The organism is Brevibacillus parabrevis, from assembly GCF_022701015.1.
In the GTDB taxonomy this organism is placed as follows: Bacteria; Bacillota; Bacilli; order Brevibacillales; family Brevibacillaceae; genus Brevibacillus; species Brevibacillus parabrevis.
In genome coordinates this window covers 4446417-4462347 of sequence record NZ_CP064090.1, presented here as the reverse complement: position 1 = coordinate 4462347, position 15931 = coordinate 4446417, and the positions used below count along the sequence as shown (strand labels likewise).

The window sequence follows — 15931 nt, the reverse complement described above, 5'->3', positions numbered from 1 at the left end:
ATGGAGGCATACTTACAATGGAAAAAACATTCCTTATGGTAAAACCTGACGGCGTACAACGTAACCTGATCGGAGAAATCGTATCCCGTTTCGAGAAAAAAGGCTACCAACTCGTTGGCGCTAAGCTGATGACTGTAAGCCGCGAACTGGCTGAAGAACATTATGCTGAGCACAAAGAGCGCCCATTCTTCGGCGAACTGGTTGACTTCATCACTTCCGGTCCTGTATTCGCTATGGTATGGCAAGGTAACAACGTGATCTCCACAGCTCGTGCTATGATGGGCAAAACAAACCCAGTAGATGCAGCTTCCGGCACAATCCGTGGCGATTTCGCTACTTCCGTGGGCATGAACATCATCCACGGTTCCGATTCCCCAGAAAGCGCTGAGCGTGAAATCGGTCTCTGGTTCTCCGCTGAAGAAGTTCTCTCCTTCGAGAAAACAATCCAACGCTGGATCTAAGATATCACCACAAAAACCCCTTTTTGGGGTTTTTTCTTTTTTTCGTCAAAAACTCCCGCGAAATGGATAGGAATTTGGCGAACGATAGCGAAATGATGAACAACAGGTATGAAAGGGGGTACGATTCTGAATGGAAGATAAAGACTTTCTCCAATTTATTGCAAGCGTTAAAAAAATGACCGGAATTGATCTTGCCCTCTACAAGGAAGCACAGATGAAGCGGCGCCTGACTTCGTTGCGGCAAAAGCGGGGCTACGGCACGTTTGTCCAATATTTTGATGCGATTGCAAAGGACAAGGAGCTTTTTTACGAGTTTCTCGATCGGATGACGATCAACGTCTCCGAGTTTTTCCGCAACCCAGGTCGTTGGGAGGTGCTGGAGAACAAAATTTTGCCGCGGCTTGCCAAGCAATCGTCGCGTGTCAAGTGCTGGAGCGCGGCTTGCTCCACTGGCGAAGAACCGTACACGCTCTCCCTGATTTTGCTGCGCAAGCGTCTGGATGCTACGGTGCTGGCATCGGATATCGATGAGGGCGCTTTGTCCAAGGCAAAGCAAGGCGTGTACACAGACCGTTCCTTGCAAGATTGTCCGAAAGAGCTTGTGGACAAATACTTCGTCAAAGACACGCTCAGCTACCGGATTTCCGAAGAGGTGAAAAAGCGTGTCACGTTCAAAAAGCATAACTTGCTGGCGGATACGTTTGATACCCAGTTCGATTTGATCATTTGCCGCAATGTGATGATCTATTTTACAGAGGAAGCCAAGCACGAGCTGTACCACAAATTCAGCCGGGCGCTCAAACCGGGCGGCGTGCTGTTTGTGGGCAGCACGGAGCAAATCTTCCAGCCGCAGCAATACCAGCTGGAGACGGAAGACACATTCTTTTACCGAAAAATGGGATGATTCTCTATGGCCGTGTGTATAACTCTGCTCCTTTTTCCCAAGACTAGGAATACTTACTTTGCCAAGGGAGGCAGCAGATGGATAAGCACAAGGTCATCGAAGCATACCGTCGGGGTTTGATTACGTTGCAAGAATGCGGACAAATACTTGGGGCTGAAAAAACTCAGCTGGATGATTTGATACGTGTGGATCATTCCAGAAGGCCGCTGAGCCCCAATCCATTTTTGATGGTCGATCCTTTCTAGTCAGCGCCATCTGCAAGCGAAGCGCTTCTCCATTGGAGGGGCGTTTTTTCTTCAAGCGAAAGGTTTTCGCGTAGGATTGTACTTTTTGTGTTTCCAGAGCGAGACAGGTATGATATTATAGCGCTTAAAAGTGATAAAGGACAGCGACCCGAACCGGAAGGAACTGGGGACATGAGCTGCCTGGAGGATGGAGGAAGGAAGAGATGCGTTACTTGACAGCGGGGGAGTCCCACGGACCGCAGCTTACAGCGATCATCGAGGGAATCCCAAGCAACTTGCCGATTTCCATTGAGGCAATCAACGAACAGCTGGCGCGCCGCCAAAAAGGTCACGGGCGGGGCCGGAGAATGCAAATTGAAAAGGACCAGGTGAAAATTTTGTCTGGCGTGCGCCACGGGTATACGACAGGAGCGCCGATCACGCTGGTTGTTGAAAATAAGGATTGGACGCACTGGCAGACGATCATGAGTGCCGAGCCGGTAGAAGAGGGCGCAGAGGAAAAACGCCGCGTGTCTCGCCCGCGCCCAGGCCATGCTGATTTGAACGGTGCGATTAAATATCATCAACGGGATATGCGAAATATTCTGGAACGTTCCAGCGCCCGCGAAACAACTGTGCGTGTTGCGGTCGGCGCCGTAGCGCGTCAATTGCTCGCCGCTTTTGGCATCCAGATCGGCGGACAAGTGTTGCAGATCAACGATGTCGTGGCAAAACGCCAGGAAGTCAGCCTGGAAGAGCTGATCGCCCGCACGGAAGAATCACCTGTCCGTTGCCTGGACAAAGAAGCGGAGCCGCTTATGATGGCAGCGATCGACAAGGCCAAAGAAGACGGGGATTCCCTCGGCGGCGTGGTTGAAGTCATCGTGGAAGGCGTGCCGATCGGCTTGGGCAGCCACGTGCAATGGGACCGCAAGCTGGACGGACGACTCGCTCAGGCGATCATGAGCATTCAAGCCTTCAAAGGCGTGGAGATCGGAATCGGGTTTGAAGCTGCGGATTTGAAAGGCTCCCAAGTTCATGACGAGATCGTTTGGAACGAGGAAACAGGCTACAGTCGCAAAACAAACCGGGCAGGCGGGCTGGAAGGCGGCATGACCACAGGCATGCCTGTCGTTGTCAGAGGCGTGATGAAGCCGATCCCGACGCTGTACAAGCCGCTGATGAGCGTCGATATCGACTCCAGAGAGCCGTTCTCGGCCAGCATCGAGCGCTCCGACAGCTGCGCGGTTCCGGCAGCGAGTGTCGTGGCAGAAGCTGTGGTGGCATGGGAAATCGCCCAAGCGATGTGCGAAAAATTCCCGAGCGATTCCATGGACGACATGATTGAAAACGTGCGTGAATACCGCGCGTACACGGAGAAATTCTAATGGATACCAACAGACTGACAGTAGAGCTGGGAGAGCGTTCCTACGAGATTGTGATCGGTGATTCTCTATTGCAGCAGGTGCCTGGTTTGCTTGCGGAGGCAGGGGTTGTCTCCACAAGCAAACTCATGATTATAACAGATGAGCACGTGGCGGTTCGTTACTTAGAGCCGCTGCGTGATGCTCTGCGCGCTGCCGGATACAACGCGACAGCGAGCGTAGTGGAAGCGGGCGAGCAATCGAAAAGTCTGCCTGTCTATGAGCGGCTGATGACCGAAGCGATTCAAGCGGGATTGGATCGCCAATCTGCGATTCTCGCATTGGGCGGCGGAGTCGTGGGAGATTTGGCTGGCTTCGTGGCAGCTACGTTTATGCGCGGCATTCATTTTGTCCAGTTGCCGACTACTTTGCTTGCCCACGACAGCTCCGTCGGAGGGAAAGTGGCGATCAATCACCCATTGGGGAAAAACTTGATCGGCGCTTTTCATCAGCCTCGCGTCGTGATCTATGACACAAAAGTGCTGCACACTTTGCCCAAGCGTGAAGTGGCTGCCGGCTTTGCCGAGGTAATCAAGCACGCCCTTATTTCCGATGCTTCCTTTGCAGATTGGCTGGAGGAGAACGCCGCAAGCCTGTGGGAGCTTGATTCAGAATTGTTAGGGAAAGCGATTGAAAAAGGCTGCGCAGTGAAGGCTGCGATTGTCTCTGCTGACGAGACGGAGCAGGGCCCGCGGGCGCTATTGAATTTGGGGCATACGTTCGGGCATGCGTTTGAAGCGTTGTCAGCTTACTCCACGCTGAATCACGGCGAAGCGATTTCAATCGGGATGTGTCTGGCTGCCAAACTAGCAGAGCGAATCGGTCTTGCGCCAAACGGTGTGTACGACCGCACGAAGCACTTGATTGGTTTGTACCATTTGCCTACGGCTTGGCCAAAAGGACTGCTGCCGCAAGATGTACTCGATGCGATGAAGCGGGACAAGAAGACCGTTGGCGGCAAGCTTGCCCTCGTATTGCCTAGCGCAATCGGGCAGGCGGAGATTGTGAAAAATGTAGACGAACAGCTCATCCTGACAGTAATGAGTGAAGAAGCGGGGGCTTTGTAATGGGAATGCGAGGAATTAGAGGCGCAGTCACGGTGGAAGCCGATACGCGAGACGAGATTGTCTCTTCCACCAAGTGGCTGCTGGAAGAAATGGTTACGCGCAATGAAGTGAATCCTGAAGAGATTGGCAGCATCATCATCACGACGACAGAGGATTTGTGTGCGACATTTCCCGCCCAGGCGGCACGTCTTCTTGAAGGGGAAGCGTGGCAGTATGTTCCCCTGATGTGCGCACGCGAAATTCCTGTACCAGGCAGCTTGCCGCTCTGTATACGTGTCATGATGCATGTCAACACAGAGAAATCGGCAAAAGAGATTCAACACGTCTTCTTGCGGGATGCTGTAAAGCTTCGACCTGATTTGACAAATCGCAGTTGACAATCAGGGCGCTCTCTTTTACCATAAGTGAAACGAGAGCGCCTCGTTTGTTCGTGAAGAGCCAATTCCGGCTGAGATGAGAATGAGTAGAGCAGAGTAGAGATGAGTTAGGTTGAGGAGAGAAGAGCAGGCTGGGTACATATTTATCTACCCGATCCAGTTCTTTTTGCTGGATTTTTTTGTATATTTTTTTCTCCCCCTACCTCTCGCTCTAGAAAGCGGGTGGTGAAAAGACGGGTGTCTTCGTCCTTTTCGCTCCCACTAAAAAGGAGATGAGAGTTCCATGTATTTTCCCTCCCTTGCCGAGGTCAAGACCCTTTCGGCGTCGTATTCCCTGATTCCTGTGAGCTTGAAACTTCTAGCTGACCAGGAGACTCCTATCCGTTTGTATCAGAAGATTCGCACCAGCGATTCGTTTTTGCTGGAAAGCGTAGAAGGCGGCGCGCGCTGGGCACGCTTTTCCTTCATCGGGATGAACCCTTTTCAGATCGTGGAAGCAAAAGGAGAAGACATCTCCGTTGTGTCGCGAAGCGGTGAGCGCAAAGCGATGACAGGCAACCCCGTCGACTTTTTGCGCGAGGAGACAGATCGCTTCAAAAGTCCCAAGCTGCCGGGCTTTCCCCGGCTTAGCGGCGGAGCGGTCGGCTTTTTTGGCTACAATACGTTGCGCTATTTTGAAAACCTCCCGGCCCATCGCAAGGAAGCGGTTCAAGCTCCTGACATGCGTTTTCTGTTCGTCGACGAGATGATCGCGTTCGACCACCTGAAACAAGAAATTCAGTTGATCGTGAATTTGCACGTCGAGCCAGGAGATTCGCCAGCCATTATTGACGAAAAATACAGGCTAGTCTGCGAACGGCTGGAGCAATTGGCGGAAAAAGTCACCGCTCCGCTGGAACAGGACAGCCGGATTCAAGTGGCAGTCGATTCGCCCAAACCGCTGCAGGTCGAGCCAAACATGAGCCGCGAGCAATACGAGCGCATGGTCGAACAGGCGAAAGAGTACATCGCCGCAGGAGACATTTTTCAGGTCGTGCTCTCCCAGCGCTTTTCCGTGAAGACCGATGTCGACCCGTTTGCCGTGTACCGGCTGCTGCGTACGCTGAATCCTTCTCCGTACATGTACTACCTCGAATACGCAGGCGAGACGGTGGTCGGAACATCTCCCGAGCTGCTCGTGCGGGTGGAGGATGAAAAAGTCGAGATGCGCCCGATTGCCGGGACGAGAAAAAGAGGCGCGACACCGCAAGAGGACGAGGAGCTGGCCGCAGACCTTTTGGCAGACAAAAAAGAGCGGGCCGAACATTACATGCTGCTCGATTTGGGCCGAAATGACGTCGGCAAAGTCTCCGCGTACGGAAGCGTGCAAGTGGAGGAGGCGCTCGTCATCGAAAATTACTCGCATGTGATGCACATGGTATCGCATGTGACAGGCAAGCTGCGCGAGGGACTGCACGCGTTTGACGCCCTGTTGAGCGCCTTTCCTGCGGGAACTGTCTCAGGCTCGCCGAAGCTGCGGGCGATGGAAATTATAGCCGAGCTGGAACAGGATGAGCGCCATTTGTATGCGGGAGCGATCGGCTACATTTCCTTTGACGGCTCGCTCGACAGCTGCATTACGATTCGCACTTTGTTCTTCCAGGATGGATACGCGCATGTGCAGGCTGGCGCAGGCATCGTGGCGGATTCCATTCCGGCAAGCGAATATCAGGAAACGGTAAACAAGGCGGCCGCGATGATTTCGGCTCTGGAAAAAGCAGAACAGCTATTTGCGCGCAAGGAGGAATTGCTATGCTGACCTATGCACTGGAACAAATTTTGCAAGGAAGCGATTTGACACGAGCAATCGCTGAGGAAGCAATGGGGGAGATCATGGACGGCAAAGCGACTCCTGCCCAGATCGGCGCCTTTTTGGCCAGCATGCGGCTCAAGGGAGAGCAGGTTGAGGAAATTATCGGGTTTGCCCAGGCGATGCGGGCACGAGCGATGCGTTTTCCGATCGATCATCCCGGCTTGGTCGATACGTGCGGCACCGGAGGAGACGGCAGCAACACGTTCAACATCTCGACGGCGAGTGCGATTGTGGCGGCAAGCGACGGCGTGCGGATCGCCAAGCACGGCAATCGTGCCGTATCGAGCAAGAGCGGCAGTGCGGATGTGCTGGAAGCGCTGGGAGTCCCAGTCAACCTGTCGCCAAAAGAGGCTGCGGATTGCTTGCGTGCTACCAATCTGTGCTTCCTGTTTGCGCCGCTGTACCATCAGGCGATGAAGCATGCAGCCGGACCGCGCAAGGAGCTGGCTGTACGCACCGTGTTTAATTTGCTCGGCCCTCTGACCAACCCGGCAAACGCCAGTCACCAACTCATGGGCGTCTACGATGCGAAGCTGCTCCCGACGGTTGCGGCTGTACTGCGAGAGCTGCACGTAGAGCGGGCGCTGGTTGTGGCTGGCTCGGACGGACTCGATGAGCTGACCGTGACGGGAACGAGCCAGATCGCTGAACTGCGAGATGGCCAGATTCGCACGTACGAGATCGATCCGGAGCAGTTCGGATTGCGCCGACACGACAAAGAGGCGCTGCGCGGCGGGGATTCGAGCGAAAATGCCGAGATCATTCGCGATGTATTCGCTGGCAAGCGCGGTGCGGCACGCGACATCGTGCTGTTGAATGCAGGAGCGATCCTCTACTTGTCTGATCGCGTGCGTTCCATTGAGGCAGGAGTGATTCGGGCGGCAGAGCTGATCGACGACGGACTGGTCATGCGCAAGCTGGAGCACATCCGGCAAATTGCAGGAGGAATGATTCATGCTTCTTAACATTGTGGAAAAGAAACGCGGAGAAATTGCTCACCTGAAACAAGTGACGACGATCGCAAACTTGCTTGAGCAAGCGAAAAACCAGGATCGTCCGCGCGGCTTCCATCAAGCGCTTGTGCAAAGTTCCCGTCCAGTCAGCGTCATCGCAGAAGTGAAGAAGGCGTCTCCGTCCAAAGGGCTGATTCGCCCGGATTTTGATCCGCTGCAAATCGCGCAGGCGTATCAAGCTGCCGAAGCAGAATGCTTGTCCGTCTTGACCGACGAGACATTTTTCCAAGGAAGTCTGGCCTATTTGCAAGGCATCCGCGAAGTGGTAAACCGTCCGCTCCTGCGCAAAGATTTTCTCATCGAGGACATCCAGGTCGTGGAAGCGCGGGCAGCGGGCGCGGATTGCATTTTGCTCATCGCGGCGATTCTCGATCACGAGCAACTGCGGCATTTGTATCAAACCGCAGAAGAGCTGGGGATGGACGTACTTGTCGAAGTGCATGACAAGCCGGAATGCGACCGCGTATTCCGGGCGATCGAACCGAAGCTGCTCGGAATCAACAACCGGAATTTGCGCACATTCGAGACGAATCTCGCTGTGACAGACGAACTGATTGGCGGACTGCCTGCCTCGTTGACAGTCGTGAGCGAAAGCGGCATTTCCAAAGCGGAGGATGTCGAGAAGGTAAGGAGAGCAGGTGCGCGCGCCGTTTTGGTGGGAGAGCATTTCATGCGTCAGCCAGACGTAGCGCAAGCGGTGATCGAGCTGGTTGGAGCGAAAGCGGGGGTGAGTTTGTGACCCGATTAAAAATTTGCGGGATCAAACGCCCGGAAACGCTTGCGCTTTTGAAAGAGCTGGATGTCGACTACGTGGGCCTGGTTTTTGCCTCGAGCAAGCGCAGGATCGACGCACGGACGGCTGGAGAGCTGCTTGCAGCCGTCCCGGCTCATCCGCCAGCGGTAGGCGTGTTCGTCAACCCGACGCTGGACGAGTTGGCGGAGGTGTTGCAGGAAGTGCCGCTCGCTGCCGTGCAGCTGCACGGGCAGGAGACGCCGGAATTTTGCCGTCAAGTGCGGGAACGTTTTTCCGTGGAAGTGTGGAAAGCGCTGGCTGTCGGCGGCGAAGAGGATGCAGCCCGGGCGATTGGAGCGTATCAAGGGATCGTAAGCGCCTTTTTGTTCGATACGTATGACCCTGCCCAAGCCGGGGGAACCGGGAAAAAGTTTTCGTGGGAGCAGATTCCTCTGTTGAAGGCTGCGTGCCAAGCGGCTGATTGCATCATCGCGGGCGGCATTCACGCCGAAAATGTCGGAGAGCTGCTCGAAACGTATCAGGCCCCTGTGATCGATGTGTCCAGCGGAGTGGAAACGGATGGAGAGAAAGACGGAGAAAAGATAAAAAAACTGGTGGAGAGGGTGAAGGCGCATGCCAAGCAATACACAGACAACCGCGCGGGTCGTGCCTGACGAAAATGGACGTTTTGGAGCGTTTGGAGGGAAATTCGTACCGGAAACGTTGATGAACGCTTTGTACGAGCTGGAGACTGCTTTTGAGGAAGCGCGACGTGATCCACAGTTCGTAGCAGAGCTGAATGAGCTGCTGAGCAAATACGCTGGGCGTCCTACGCCGTTGACGTACGCTGAACGGTTGACGCAAGAGCTTGGCGGGGCGCAAATCTACCTCAAGCGCGAAGACCTCAACCATACCGGGGCGCACAAACTGAACAACGCGCTCGGTCAAGCCCTTTTGGCAAAACGGATGGGCAAAAAATCGATTATCGCGGAAACAGGAGCGGGCCAGCACGGTGTCGCGAGCGCTACTGTGGCAGCGAAGCTGGGGCTTTCCTGCAAAGTATTCATGGGCGAGGAAGACATTCGCCGTCAGTCGCTGAACGTGTTTCGCATGAACTTGCTCGGAGCGGAAGTCATTCCGGCGGTATCGGGTTCGCGCACACTCAAAGACGCGACGAATGAAGCGATTCGCCACTGGGTTTCTCACGTAGAGGAAACGTTTTACGTCATCGGATCGGTCGTCGGCCCGCATCCTTATCCGTACATGGTCCGCGAGTTCCAGAAAATCATCGGAGAGGAAACCCGGCGTCAAGTGTTGGAACAGCTCGGCAAATTGCCCGACGAAGTGGTCGCGTGCGTAGGAGGCGGAAGCAATGCGATCGGCATGTTCTATCCGTTCATCCAGGATGAGTCTGTTGCGCTGCGCGGCGTGGAAGCAGCGGGAAAAGGAATCGATACGGACAAACACGCGGCAACCTTGACGCTTGGACGTCCAGGAGTGATTCACGGCTCGCTTACCTACTTGCTGCAAGATGAGCATGGTCAGGTGCAAGAAGCGCATTCCATCTCCGCCGGGCTGGATTATCCGGGTGTCGGCCCCGAGCATGCGTATTTGAAAGATACGGAAAGAGTGACGTATACGTCTGTCACAGATGCGGAGGCGCTGGCGGCAGTCGAGCTTTTGTGCCGGACGGAAGGCATCATCCCCGCGCTGGAGAGCGCTCATGCGATTGCGGAAGTGATCAAGCGCGCTCCGCAAATGTCTCCTGAGCAAGTGCTGGTCATTTGCCTGTCGGGGCGCGGAGACAAAGACGTGCTGACCATTCAGGAAGCGTTGGCAGAACGGACAGAAGGAGGCGAGGCGTAATGACGGCAGCTACCAATCGAATCGACCGTTTGTTTGCGGATCGCAGCCGCAAGCGTTTTATCCCGTTCATTACGGTGGGCGATCCAACTATCGAAGCGACTTTTCAGCTTGTGACCGCCATGGCGGAGGCCGGAGCCGATGTGATCGAGCTGGGCATACCTTACTCTGACCCGCTGGCAGACGGCCCTACCATTCAGCGAGCTTCCCAGCGCGCACTGGAAAACGGCGTGTCGATTGCAGACGCTTTGCAACTGGTGAGCCGTTTGCGCCAGTCGAAAGTAGAAGCGGGCATCGTGTTGTTCTCCTACTTCAACCCGGTGCTGCAATATGGAGTCGAGCGGTTTTTTGCGGAAATAGCGGCACACGGGGCAGATGGCGTCGTCATTCCCGATTTGCCGATTGAAGAAAACGGCCCTTGCGTTGCGGCGGCGAAGCAAAACGGCCTTCACGTTATTTCGCTGGTCGCGCCGACTTCCGAAGCGCGCATCCAAACGATCGGCGAACAGGCGACAGGCTTTTTGTATTGCGTCTCGTCGCTCGGCGTGACAGGGGCGAGGACGGATTTGCGCGAGGATCTGGCAGACTTTTTGCAACGGGTGAAGGCGAGTACGAGTGCGCCGACTGCTGTCGGATTCGGCATTTCTACACCAGAGCAGGTGCGGGCCGTGGCTCCTCATGCGGACGGGGTAATCGTGGGCAGTGCGATTGTGCAGCAGATTGAAAACTACGAGAACGAACTGAAAGATCCGGCACGAATGCCAGATGCTGTTGAAAAAATAAAAACGTTTGTACATCAGTTGGCGAGTGCGCTACAATAGTGGGAAAAATGTGACTGGAGTGAACGTGGATGCAACCGAAGCAACGCATACTCAATGCCCCGGTATATCAGCCAGGGAAACCCATTGAAGACGTCAAACGGGAGTTTGGTTTGACAGAAGTGATCAAGCTGGCGTCCAACGAGAATCCTTATGGCTGCTCGCCAAAGGCAAAGGCAGCTATTGCGGAACAACTGGACAATCTCGCTCTTTATCCGGACGGCGCAAGCCTCAACCTGCGTTGGGACTTGGCAGATGCCCTCGGTGTGAAGCCTAGTCAACTGATCTTCGGAAATGGTTCCGATGAAATCTTGTTGATGATCTCTCGCGCTTTCCTGAGCGAAGGCACGAACACCGTCATGGCTACGCCGACGTTCTCCCAATATCGCTCCAATGCGATTATCGAAGGGGCAGAGCTGATCGAGGTTCCGCTCAAGGATGGCGTGCACGATCTGGAAGCGATGGCGGCTGCCATCAACGAGCAGACGAAAGTCGTCTGGGTATGTAATCCGAACAACCCTTCCGGCACGATCGTTACGGCGACAGAGCTGGAAGCGTTCCTGCAAAAAGTGCCGAGCAGCGTTCTCGTCGTCATGGATGAGGCTTATTACGAGTATGTCGTTGATTCCGCGTATCCGCAAACCGTTCCGATGCTGTCCCAGTATCCGAACCTGATCATTTTGCGCACGTTCTCCAAGATTTACGGCTTGGCAACGCTGCGCATCGGCTACGGCATCGCCTCCGAAGAGCTTGTGTCCGCTCTGGAGCACGTCCGCGAGCCGTTCAATACCGGAGCGCTTGGTCAGGTGGCAGCGCGTGCGGCCCTGCACGATCAGGAGTTTGTCATCTCTTGCCGCGACCGCAACCGCGAAGGCTTGAAGCAATTGACTGACGCATTCGACGATTGGGGACTTTCCTACTTCCCGACGCAAACCAACTTCATTTTGGTAGACCTGAAAATGGATTCCGATGAAGTATTCAAAAAGCTCTTGATGAACGGAATCATCGTTCGCTCGGGCAATGCGCTCGGCTTCCCTGGATATCAACGGATTACAGTGGGAACAAAAGAACAGAACGAAAAGATTTTGTCTGTGCTAAAAGAAATCGTAACTGGCGCATTGAAATAACGGACACGAGATGCCGGGCGTTCCCCGGCATCTTTGTCTACGCGCATATGAGGAAGGACAGGAAGTGGAGATGAAAAAAGTAACCATCACTGTAATCGGTGTCGGATTGATTGGCGGTTCGATCGCTTTGTCCATGCGACGTGACCCCAATATCCGTGTTGTCGGTTACGATGTACGACAAGAACCATTAGATAAAGCGTTGACACTTGGAGTGATTCACGCTGGAACGACTGATTTGCAAACGGCTGTCCGCGAAGCCAATGTCATTTTCCTCGCAGCCCCCGTCGAGCAAATCGTAGCTACACTGCGCTTGTTGCAAGACATGGAGCTGCAACCAGACGTCATCGTCACAGACGTGGGAAGCACCAAGTCAGGCATTGTCAGACAGGCGGTAGAAGTCATTCCGCCGCATGTGACGTTTATCGGCGGGCATCCGATGGCCGGATCGCACAAATCAGGCGTGGAGGCGGCTTCGGACAGACTGTTGGAAAATGCCTACTACGTTTTGACGCCAGCCCCTGGCACGGCAGCAGAAAAAGTGGAGCGTCTAACCGAGCTTCTCTCCCTCACGCGGGCAAAAGTAGTACAGATGGACGCGGATTCCCACGATCAGGTAGTGGGAGCAGTCAGCCATTTCCCGCATGTCCTGGCATCTGCTCTGGTCAACCTGGTCGCCGGATACGACGAAGAGAACGCGTGGCATGCGCGTCTGGCCGCAGGCGGCTTCCGTGACATTACCCGCATTGCTTCGAGCAATCCGCGCATGTGGCGCGACGTATTGCTGCAAAACCGCGAGCATATTGTGAAGATCGCCAAAGACTGGGCAAAAGCTTTGGAAGATGTCGTCGAGCTTGTGGAAGAAGGCGACCCGGATGGAATCGAGCGGTTCTTCCAGACAGCCCGCGATTTCCGCGACGGTTTGCCTGAGCGCAAAACAGGAGCTTTGCCGCCTTTGAACGATTTGTATATCGACATTCCTGACCATCCAGGGGAGATCGGGCGCATTACGACGCTGCTCGGTGCGAAGCAAATCAACATCACCAACCTGCAAATCAGGGAGACGCGTGAAGATATATACGGTGCGCTGCGCATCACCTTCCATTCCCAGGAGGAGATGGAAAAGGGGGAGGAACTTCTCCGCTTTTTCGATTACAATGTATACAGGCGTACATGAGCCTGGTCGCGCAAACACGCTTTACAACGAAGACGCTTCACAGTATGACTAACGGGTGAAGAGAAAAAGGGGAGTGGCACTGTGCTTCGAGTTCGTCCAGCAAAAAAAATAGCAGGAACCGTACGTGTTCCGGGAGATAAATCCATTTCGCACCGTGCTGTCATGTTCGGAGCCTTGGCAGAAGGCGTTACGACGATCGAAGGCTTCCTGCCTGGCGCGGATTGCCTCAGTACGATCAGTTGCTTCCGCCGCATGGGCATCGAGATCGAGCAGCAGGGTGACAAAGTAACGGTACAAGGCAAAGGCTGGTACGGCTTGCAAGAGCCGATGCAGCATCTGGATGTAGGCAACTCCGGCACCACGATTCGCCTGATGTCCGGCATTTTGGCGACACAGCCGTTTCATACGGTCATGGAAGGCGACGAGTCGATTGCCAAAAGACCGATGCGCCGTGTCATCGGACCGCTGCGCCAGATGGGGGCAAAAATTGACGGCAGAAAAGACGGGGAGTTTACCCCTTTGTCCATTCGCGGCGGCAAGCTGCAAAGCATGGCGTACCAGTCTCCGGTCGCGAGCGCGCAAGTCAAATCGGCGATTTTGCTCGCCGGCTTGCAAGCAGAAGGCGTGACCAGCGTAACCGAACCGCACTTGTCCCGTGACCATACGGAGCGGATGATGCAAGCGTTTGGCGTTTCTGTCGTTCGCGATGGGCTGACGGTCTCTGTAGAGGGCGGCCAAAAGCTGACCGGACGAGCTATTTCCGTCCCGGGCGACATTTCCTCTGCGGCCTTTTTGATCGCGGCGGTCATGGTAGTGCCAGGCAGTTCGCTTTTGATTGAAAATGTCGGGATCAACCCGAGCCGTACAGGCATCATCGACGTGGTGAAAGCGATGGGCGGAAGCCTGGAGCTGCAAAACGAGCGAATTGTCAACGAAGAGCCGGTCGCCGACCTGCTCGTGACCCATTCGCAGCTGCACGGGATCGAAATCAGCGGGGATATCATCCCGCGACTGATTGACGAGATTCCGGTCATTGCCGTCATGGCTACGCAGGCAATCGGACAGACGGTCATTCGTGATGCAGAAGAACTGAAAGTAAAAGAAACCGACCGGATCGCTACAGTCGTGAGCCAGCTGTCCAAATTCGGAGGCCGGGTCACGCCGACAGACGACGGAATGATCATCGAAGGACAGACAGCCTTGACAGGGGCGATTATCGACAGCATGGGCGATCACCGTATCGGCATGGCGATGGCGATTGCTGGCCTTGCTGCGACAGGAGAGACGGGGATTGAGAACGAGGAAGCGATCAATGTATCGTTCCCGGGCTTTGAAGAACTGCTGAAAAACATCAGCCAATAAGGGAACCGGAGAGAGAGCCTGTTGTTGACGAGACAGCAGGCTCCTTTCTGTATGAGCAATGGGGCCTAGAAGAGGAGGAACTGCTCTGACGTTTTTTAGCAAAAATGATTTGACAAGCGCTTACATTCCGTTTATTATAAAAATACAGTATGGTTTCTCTCCACTCCTATCCAATATTATAAAAGCACACATGTGCTACCGCCGTTTGAATGCGCTTACAATCAACGGCGGTCTTTTTTTTGTGAAAAACGTCTCGACGTTTTTCATGAAACGGGATGTGACCGCTTGCGGTCAACAAAACGGCCATGGCCGTCTTGCATTTTTCCCCTTTTCCGCGCATATGCTCGTACAAATCGCAGCGCGATGCGAGGGTCGGGAGGGGACAAGCATGTCGGAGCAAGGAATGGTCATTCGAGGGGGAGCCGTTGTTACTGCATACGGAATCAAGGAAGCGGATTTGTGGGTGCACGAAGGAAAGATCGTCCGCATCGCCAAAGACACCTTGCCCAAGACGACAGGCGAGACTGCTTTTGCCGAAGTAGACGCGTCCGATATGTATCTTTTGCCTGGCTTTGTCGCACTGCCGACACAATCTTTATATAAAATAAAAGATAGGCACACATACATAGAAGTGATGCAGGGATTTGTCAGGAGCGGCTGCACCAGTTTCGCCGATGTGTTTTTGCACGAAAGCTGGATGAGCAAGCCGCAGATGGAATACCAGCAAACCTGCCATTTCAACAGTCCGCTGGATTACGTCTGGCATGTCGGGGTCGGGGCTGACCAGCTACAGGCGAAAACGGTGGCGAGATACGGTGAACATGGCTTGGCAGCCTTTCACGTATCGGTTCGCAGCCCAGAAGAAATTTCCACAATAAAATGGGAAACGCTTTTGCAACTTCATACGTCTAAACAAACGATTCTGCATTTGCACATACAAAATGATGCGTCCGTAAAAAAAGAACAGCGTGATCAAATTCGGCAGCTTTGGCTGGACGCTACTAAATACTGGAAGGTGCGTACCGTCATCGCTGATCCGTCAGTGGCCTTTGAAACAAGAGAACACGATCCGTTTTTGCACATTTTTCGTTTGCCAACAGAAGTGACAGACCGGGCCATTCGCCACATGCACCAGCACTTTTACGACAGTTGGCAAGTCGCTGCTCCTCTTCACGATGTTCGCATTGATTATCGCCGGAGATGGTGTTCGCCGGAAAGGTTGCTTTGTCTACTCGTCAGACTTGCTTCGACAAACGTTGCCAAGGCAGTCGGGCTTTATCCGCAAAAAGGGAGCTTGACACCAGGGGCAGACGCTGATATTGTCTTCCTGAAAAAGGAAAACTGGTTGACAAAGTATGATCTTTCCACTATTCTCAATTTTAGCGAAATGCATCTTCCAACATCTGTTATGTCGAACGGTAAATGGTTGTATCGAAACGCGCAGTTTAGCTCGTCTGTTGGGATGGGCAGACGCCTTTTCGACACAAAGCCCTACGCATATGTCATTTAACCCCAAAAATGGGGGTTTTTTC

The 15931-nt window shown here is 54.1% G+C and carries 16 protein-coding genes; all 16 read left to right on the top strand.

What is annotated here, in order from left to right:
• Nucleotides 1–17 precede the first annotated feature (17 nt).
• On the top strand, nucleotides 18–461 hold the full coding sequence (gene ndk, locus IRJ17_RS20260) for a nucleoside-diphosphate kinase (protein WP_063226951.1): 444 nt from the start codon (nucleotides 18–20) through the stop codon (nucleotides 459–461).
• Nucleotides 462–591: 130 nt separating this feature from the next.
• Nucleotides 592–1365, top strand: coding sequence for a CheR family methyltransferase (locus tag IRJ17_RS20255; RefSeq protein ID WP_122963578.1), 774 nt, complete (start codon nucleotides 592–594; stop codon nucleotides 1363–1365).
• 77 nt (nucleotides 1366–1442) lie between these two features.
• On the top strand, nucleotides 1443–1610 hold the full coding sequence (locus tag IRJ17_RS20250) for a hypothetical protein (protein ID WP_007785434.1): 168 nt from the start codon (nucleotides 1443–1445) through the stop codon (nucleotides 1608–1610).
• 203 nt (nucleotides 1611–1813) lie between these two features.
• On the top strand, nucleotides 1814–2977 hold the full coding sequence (gene aroC / locus IRJ17_RS20245) for a chorismate synthase (RefSeq protein WP_122963577.1): 1164 nt from the start codon (nucleotides 1814–1816) through the stop codon (nucleotides 2975–2977).
• Nucleotides 2977–4080 (top strand): 3-dehydroquinate synthase, encoded by a 1104-nt coding sequence (aroB, locus tag IRJ17_RS20240; RefSeq protein ID WP_173595811.1) that lies wholly within the window; start codon nucleotides 2977–2979, stop codon nucleotides 4078–4080. Before aroC ends, aroB begins: the two co-directional genes overlap by 1 nt.
• A complete protein-coding gene (aroH, locus tag IRJ17_RS20235) occupies nucleotides 4080–4457 on the top strand; it encodes a chorismate mutase (protein WP_122963575.1) in 378 nt (125 codons plus the stop codon). The genes aroB and aroH overlap by 1 nt, the downstream gene beginning before the upstream one ends.
• 283 nt (nucleotides 4458–4740) lie before the next feature.
• The gene (trpE, locus tag IRJ17_RS20230; RefSeq protein WP_242771748.1) at nucleotides 4741–6255 is read left to right on the top strand and encodes an anthranilate synthase component I; all 1515 of its coding nucleotides are present in this window, start codon (nucleotides 4741–4743) and stop codon (nucleotides 6253–6255) included.
• The gene (gene trpD, locus IRJ17_RS20225) at nucleotides 6249–7274 is read left to right on the top strand and encodes an anthranilate phosphoribosyltransferase (protein ID WP_242771746.1); all 1026 of its coding nucleotides are present in this window, start codon (nucleotides 6249–6251) and stop codon (nucleotides 7272–7274) included. The genes trpE and trpD overlap by 7 nt, the downstream gene beginning before the upstream one ends.
• The gene (trpC, locus tag IRJ17_RS20220; RefSeq protein WP_122963572.1) at nucleotides 7264–8061 is read left to right on the top strand and encodes an indole-3-glycerol phosphate synthase TrpC; all 798 of its coding nucleotides are present in this window, start codon (nucleotides 7264–7266) and stop codon (nucleotides 8059–8061) included. Before trpD ends, trpC begins: the two co-directional genes overlap by 11 nt.
• On the top strand, nucleotides 8058–8729 hold the full coding sequence (locus tag IRJ17_RS20215) for a phosphoribosylanthranilate isomerase (protein WP_122963571.1): 672 nt from the start codon (nucleotides 8058–8060) through the stop codon (nucleotides 8727–8729). Before trpC ends, IRJ17_RS20215 begins: the two co-directional genes overlap by 4 nt.
• The gene (gene trpB, locus IRJ17_RS20210; protein ID WP_173598798.1) at nucleotides 8689–9921 is read left to right on the top strand and encodes a tryptophan synthase subunit beta; all 1233 of its coding nucleotides are present in this window, start codon (nucleotides 8689–8691) and stop codon (nucleotides 9919–9921) included. The genes IRJ17_RS20215 and trpB overlap by 41 nt, the downstream gene beginning before the upstream one ends.
• On the top strand, nucleotides 9921–10739 hold the full coding sequence (gene trpA, locus IRJ17_RS20205; protein WP_242771743.1) for a tryptophan synthase subunit alpha: 819 nt from the start codon (nucleotides 9921–9923) through the stop codon (nucleotides 10737–10739). Before trpB ends, trpA begins: the two co-directional genes overlap by 1 nt.
• Nucleotides 10740–10768: 29 nt before the next feature.
• Nucleotides 10769–11863: a histidinol-phosphate transaminase gene (hisC, locus tag IRJ17_RS20200; RefSeq protein WP_122963568.1), complete on the top strand. Its 1095-nt coding sequence runs from the start codon at nucleotides 10769–10771 to the stop codon at nucleotides 11861–11863.
• Between the two features lie 70 nt (nucleotides 11864–11933).
• Nucleotides 11934–13037, top strand: coding sequence for a prephenate dehydrogenase (locus IRJ17_RS20195; RefSeq protein WP_122963657.1), 1104 nt, complete (start codon nucleotides 11934–11936; stop codon nucleotides 13035–13037).
• Nucleotides 13038–13118: 81 nt separating this feature from the next.
• Nucleotides 13119–14399 carry a 3-phosphoshikimate 1-carboxyvinyltransferase gene (gene aroA, locus IRJ17_RS20190; protein ID WP_242771740.1) on the top strand — a complete coding sequence of 427 codons (1281 nt, stop codon included), beginning with the start codon at nucleotides 13119–13121 and terminating at the stop codon, nucleotides 14397–14399.
• Nucleotides 14400–14787: 388 nt separating this feature from the next.
• Complete coding sequence (locus IRJ17_RS20185; RefSeq protein WP_242771738.1) at nucleotides 14788–15909, top strand: amidohydrolase family protein; 1122 nt, start codon at nucleotides 14788–14790, stop codon at nucleotides 15907–15909.
• The last annotated feature ends 22 nt before the right edge of the window (nucleotides 15910–15931 follow it).